Source organism: Shewanella sp. ZOR0012 (assembly GCF_000798835.1).
Taxonomy (GTDB): domain Bacteria; phylum Pseudomonadota; class Gammaproteobacteria; order Enterobacterales; family Shewanellaceae; genus Shewanella; species Shewanella xiamenensis.
The window spans coordinates 1-4,755 of the sequence record NZ_JTLE01000021.1 but is presented as its reverse complement, the minus strand read 5'-3'; the positions used below and the strand labels follow the sequence as shown (position 1 = coordinate 4,755).

Annotated in this window: 5 protein-coding genes and 4 tRNA genes; 8 read left to right on the top strand and 1 reads right to left on the bottom strand. The window is 46.1% G+C overall.

Translation table 11 applies throughout. The features are described 5' to 3' along the window. On the bottom strand, positions 1 to 904 hold a 904-nt coding region (locus L976_RS00845; protein WP_047533199.1), incomplete at its 3' end, for a THUMP domain-containing protein. 257 nt (positions 905 to 1,161) lie between these two features. Here L976_RS00845 and L976_RS00840 point away from each other — a divergent pair. From L976_RS00840 to atcC, 8 genes are all read left to right on the top strand, one after another. After that, positions 1,162 to 1,238, top strand: a tRNA-Met gene (locus tag L976_RS00840). A gap of 37 nt (positions 1,239 to 1,275) precedes the next feature. Beyond that, a tRNA-Met gene (locus tag L976_RS00835) sits at positions 1,276 to 1,352 on the top strand. Between the two features lie 146 nt (positions 1,353 to 1,498). Further along, a tRNA-Met gene (locus L976_RS00830) sits at positions 1,499 to 1,575 on the top strand. Between the two features lie 47 nt (positions 1,576 to 1,622). Beyond that, positions 1,623 to 1,699: transfer RNA gene (locus tag L976_RS00825), tRNA-Met, on the top strand. 410 nt (positions 1,700 to 2,109) lie between these two features. Further along, positions 2,110 to 2,394, top strand: coding sequence for a cold adaptation protein ActJcold adaptation protein ActJ (gene atcJ / locus L976_RS00820; RefSeq protein WP_037417359.1), 285 nt, complete (start codon positions 2,110 to 2,112; stop codon positions 2,392 to 2,394). 92 nt (positions 2,395 to 2,486) lie between these two features. Beyond that, positions 2,487 to 3,020: a cold adaptation protein AtcA gene (atcA, locus tag L976_RS00815; RefSeq protein WP_037430976.1), complete on the top strand. Its 534-nt coding sequence runs from the start codon at positions 2,487 to 2,489 to the stop codon at positions 3,018 to 3,020. After that, on the top strand, positions 3,020 to 3,778 hold the full coding sequence (atcB, locus tag L976_RS00810) for a cold adaptation protein AtcB (RefSeq protein WP_023265328.1): 759 nt from the start codon (positions 3,020 to 3,022) through the stop codon (positions 3,776 to 3,778). Before atcA ends, atcB begins: the two co-directional genes overlap by 1 nt. Before the next feature lie 10 nt (positions 3,779 to 3,788). After that, positions 3,789 to 4,685 carry a cold adaptation protein AtcC gene (gene atcC / locus L976_RS00805; protein WP_047533186.1) on the top strand — a complete coding sequence of 299 codons (897 nt, stop codon included), beginning with the start codon at positions 3,789 to 3,791 and terminating at the stop codon, positions 4,683 to 4,685. Positions 4,686 to 4,755: the final 70 nt, after the last annotated feature.

Genomic DNA, 4,755 nt, shown 5'->3' with positions numbered 1-4,755 from the left:
CTTCAGCGGCTGGCGGCTCCACATTAAGGGCATTTGCCACCTTAAACTCAATCAGTTCAAGTACGCCTGCATTTTGCGCGTTGCGTTTTGCTAACGCCACTAAGCGTGAGTCGATATCCGAGCCATAGAACTTCACTTCGCAGCGCTTTACTCCTAACGATGCACGCGCTTTAGCCTCTTCGACAATCTCTTGCCAAGTGGCCTTATCGTGACGACGCCAATGTTCGAAACCAAAACGGCTGCGTTGTAAACCCGGAGCAATATCGGCGGCCATCAAAGCCGCTTCAATCAGCACTGTACCGCTACCGCAGAAGGGATCGAGTAAGGTAGTCGGCGCGGCTTTCCAGCCACTGCGAACTAGCATATTCGCCGCGAGATTTTCTTTTAAAGGCGCTTCACCCGTGGTTGAACGGTAACCACGTTGGTGCAGTGATGGGCCAGAAAAATTCATCGCAATGGTAATGACCCCATTGCGAAAATGGGCATCAACTTTAATGTCGGCATCGATACGGGCGACGTTTGGACGGGCATCACCGTCATCACGGAAACGGTCAACAATCGCATCTTTAATCTTTAGCGCGCCAAACTGGGTATTGTTAATAAAACCACCCGTGCCATGGAAATCGATACTAAAGGTGTTGCGATTAGAGAAATGTGCTGACCAATCAATACAGTAGGCTGCATTATATAACTGCTCCGCCGACTCACAGGGGCCCTTATAGATTACCAGTACAATACGGCTGGCTAAACGCGTCCACAGGGTAATGCGATAGGCTAAAGCCAGAGGCGCGGTAAAATAGACACCGGCTACACTTTCTTTAATCTCGGTCGCACCAAATTCTGTCAGTTCTTGGGCTAAGCTATATTCAAAGCCCTTAGGGGCGGCAGCAAAAAAATTAAGCATGGGATAATCAATACGCAGTCAAAATCAAACCGACATTATACCTGCGAAGCCACATAAAAGATAAACAGTTATTAGCCAAAACTCGATTTAGTCAGGTAGTTAATCCACATTTAACCCATTAAAATCCGATATCAAGGTCAATACTGGGTAAATTCCCCGCACTACGCTTTATATTTAAGCATTCGTCCGCTTTTTTAGAATTCCTCCTTGCAATGCCACAGCGCTGCCGTTATAGTCTGCCCCGCTTTGAAGACGGACGCGGGATGGAGCAGCATGGTAGCTCGTCGGGCTCATAACCCGAAGGTCGTTGGTTCAAATCCAGCTCCCGCAACCATTTAAAGCAAATATAAGTAATACAGATAGATATCGGACGCGGGATGGAGCAGCATGGTAGCTCGTCGGGCTCATAACCCGAAGGTCGTCGGTTCAAATCCGGCTCCCGCAACCAATTTAGATGTATACGTTTATAAAAAGAAACTGCTCGTCGGGCTCAACTCTTTATAAACAACGGCGAAGGTCGTCGGTTCAAATCCGGCTACTACAACCAATTCTAAGATGACAGAATTAAAACAGTGATCAACAGCGTTACTCGGACGCGGGATGGAGCAGCATGGTAGCTCGTCGGGCTCATAACCCGAAGGTCGTCGGTTCAAATCCGGCTCCCGCAACCAATTCTAAGATGACAGAATTAAAACAGTGATCAACAGCATTAATCGGACGCGGGATGGAGCAGCATGGTAGCTCGTCGGGCTCATAACCCGAAGGTCGTTGGTTCAAATCCAGCTCCCGCAACCAATTTAACAATGATAACGACCAGACCAGCATCAGCTGGTTTTTTTATGTCCGAAATTTATCGTACTGAGTTTGGCTTGATTTACTCGAATCGTTTATCGAATTAGTTTAGTTACATCCTGAAATGACTGATAAAAACGGAGGCATTAACTCGTAGAAAAATTGCAGTGTTAGCTGATATTTGTACCAACTTCGTCTTAGCCACTTATTGCCGATTGCCTTTGCGGTTGCCGATCTTCACAAACCCCAGTTTAGTATTCATTTTTCGCTCTAAATGCAGCCATAGTCGTTTGCCGCCCAACACGCATTTCTGCTATGATCCGTCGCTGACTAATCATAATTCCACAAATTGGCAGATAATCAGCACTCAAGCTTTATCTTGCGATACCAATCCATCGCCTGCAGGTACAAATATGATTAACCACTTTAGTGTGCTTGGTATCAAACCTAGCGCCAAAGAAGACGACATTAAAAAAGCCTATCGTCGGCTCTCAAACAAGTATCATCCTGATAAGTTGTTAGGTGCCTCTGATGACGAAAAAGAGCAAGCGTCACAGCAACTTGAACGCGTCAAAAAAGCGTATGAAGTCTTGTCCGATCCGAAGCTTAGAAATGCGTTTATCCGAGATTTCAACAATGTGATAGTGACGGATCCGAATGGCGCAATGCGTGAATTATGGGATCAGTTCTACCCTTAATATTTTATTTTTAGCGCCGAATTAACGAGCGGTTAAATCCGCACTTTCTACGCCGAATAAATTATTTCTGCGCTTTATTTCGAGACAAGCCCATGGCCAAAAAACTGAATATCTCACGCATTAATGAGCTTAAGACCAATGCCTACGACAATATCGAGTCCTATGATGACCCGGATACACCCAAGGCACTGGAACAATTTACCAGTCAAATCAAAAAAGTATTACAAGCCGATCCTAAAATGCTCGAGTCGGTACCCGAGTATTTGCCGGTTGCACTCTATGGCCGAGTCAAATTTCCAAGTGATGCCAAGCTCAAATGGGCCCATTGGATCAATACGGCAACGCAACCTGAGTGGGATGAATTTAAGGTCACAATCGGCTTTAACAATGCCGATTTGCCATTAGTGCTAGCGGTGCGCGCTTACTCAGAGGATTTACTGATTGAAAGCTGCGCCGTACTGTACTTATTGGAAAACCAAGGCAAAAGTACGCCAGCCCCTAAACGCAGTGCTGACGATGATTTTGAAGACGAAGACAGTGATTACGCCGACTATTCCGATGACGATGATGATGACGGCGAAGAGGAAGATGGCTATTACGATCAGTACGATGATGAGGACCGCTAATGAACACCAGTCTCATTGAGATAACCGTTGCCGAGATTAAAGAGCTCGCCGATGTCGAGCCAAAACAGGCCAGTAAACGTTTCGAACTCATCGCCACCACAATGAACGATGAGCAATTAGTCGAAGTCATTGAAAAAATGGATATTGTGACACTGACGCAAATCAACAGTCACCACGATATCTCCTGCCCGTCAATTATGTCGGAGCTGATGACACCTGAGCAAATTCGCGACATCGTCTGTCAGCAACCTTTGTATTGGGAAGAAAAAATCAAAAACAATGCCGAAGAACTCATTCAGCATACCTTTGATTTTTTAACTTATTTAATTCGTATTCAAGATAGCGAAGAAAAGCAAACCGCTATTTTAGAGTGCATTGCCGAAGATCCCGCCGGCCTCTTCTATCTGTCTATCCCTTTTATCGAGATGATGCTGGGCGAACGCCACGACGATGAAGACCACTTCAACGATTATTATGACGATGAAGAAGATACTGATACCGTCGGCTATGACAGCCGCGTCGCCAGCGAAGAAGCCCATAGCTTAAGCCTAGATGACCCACGTAGTCTGATGGCATTAATCCATGAGCTGGCACCCGATGTAGAAAAAGCCATTAAAAACCTGCTGCGTAACGAAAGCTCTGGCTGGGAAATGATCATTAACAAATTCGTTAATGAATTAGTTATCCAAGCCAAAGAGAAAAATCAAGTCACGGATGAATACGCAGAAGTGGATGATATGTTTAGCTTTTTAGATTAAGGATCCCTAGATGCAACTGGTACTGCGTGATTTAGACCAAGGCCCATACCTGAGTAAGGTGTTGGCCAAAGGCCAAGCAGACAACACCCTTAGCGGTGAGCAGCTCGCACAAATCAAATCTAAAGCCATTTTGATGAGCCTCAAATTGGCCGATAAGTTCTACAACAAGTACAAGATGCACTTACTGGAACAAGCGGCGCACGATGTGATTGGCGTCGTTAGTCTCGGGTTAATGGAACTATCGAATAAAGATCAACAACAGGCATTGCGTTTATTGCTCACCGCCGATGGTGTGGTCAAATGCTTCCAAAAGGGCTGGAGCATGCTCAGCGTGGTGAGCAAACATAAGCTGGTCAATGGCAAATCACTCTATGGTGATGTGGATAAATTCCTACTGGAACAAGTCTCTACGCCGCCTGACGCCGAAGAGTGGCTGGGATATGAGGCCTATCAGGATGCATTGGTCGAGCACCAACGTCAGCAATCGATTGCGGCGCTAATGGCGCAGTTTTATGCCCAAACCAGCTACGATCCTTTGGATTTCTTAAATCTAGAGAGCGTATTGGCCGAAGCCGTGTTGTATCGGATGTTGTTTGATAATGCCAAAGTTAGACAAGATCTGAAAAAGCGCATTGCCAAAATTAGCTTGCAGGACGAATGGTTTAGCCTTGAGTATATCGAGCAGCAAACCCAAAAAGCCTTGGCGGAACTCCCTGCGGAGCTGGCCGACACCATCGGTAAAGATTTGGGTAAAAACTTTGCGCCAGCATTGCTGCGGACACTGCATTTTGCAAAAAGCTACCGTGAGCTGCTGCTCAATGACGCCTCCCCTGAGCGTTTAGAAAGATTCGAGCATAAAGAAGGACTCGTCGGTCTACTCGGCTGGCCACTTTATATCGTGCTGTAATCCTTAGCGGGGCGCTAATCAATTAGCGCCCCGTTTTTTATCTGTCGTCTAAATTTGCTTACGCTTCCTT

What these genes read in the sequence shown, in the direction of transcription:
- atcB (WP_023265328.1), top strand. Translation starts at nt 3,020, where the DNA reads ATGAACACCAGTCTCATTGAGATAACCGTTGCCGAGATTAAAGAGCTC.
- atcA (WP_037430976.1), top strand. Translation starts at nt 2,487, where the DNA reads ATGGCCAAAAAACTGAATATCTCACGCATTAATGAGCTTAAGACCAAT.
- atcJ (WP_037417359.1), top strand. Translation starts at nt 2,110, where the DNA reads ATGATTAACCACTTTAGTGTGCTTGGTATCAAACCTAGCGCCAAAGAA.
- atcC (WP_047533186.1), top strand. Translation starts at nt 3,789, where the DNA reads ATGCAACTGGTACTGCGTGATTTAGACCAAGGCCCATACCTGAGTAAG.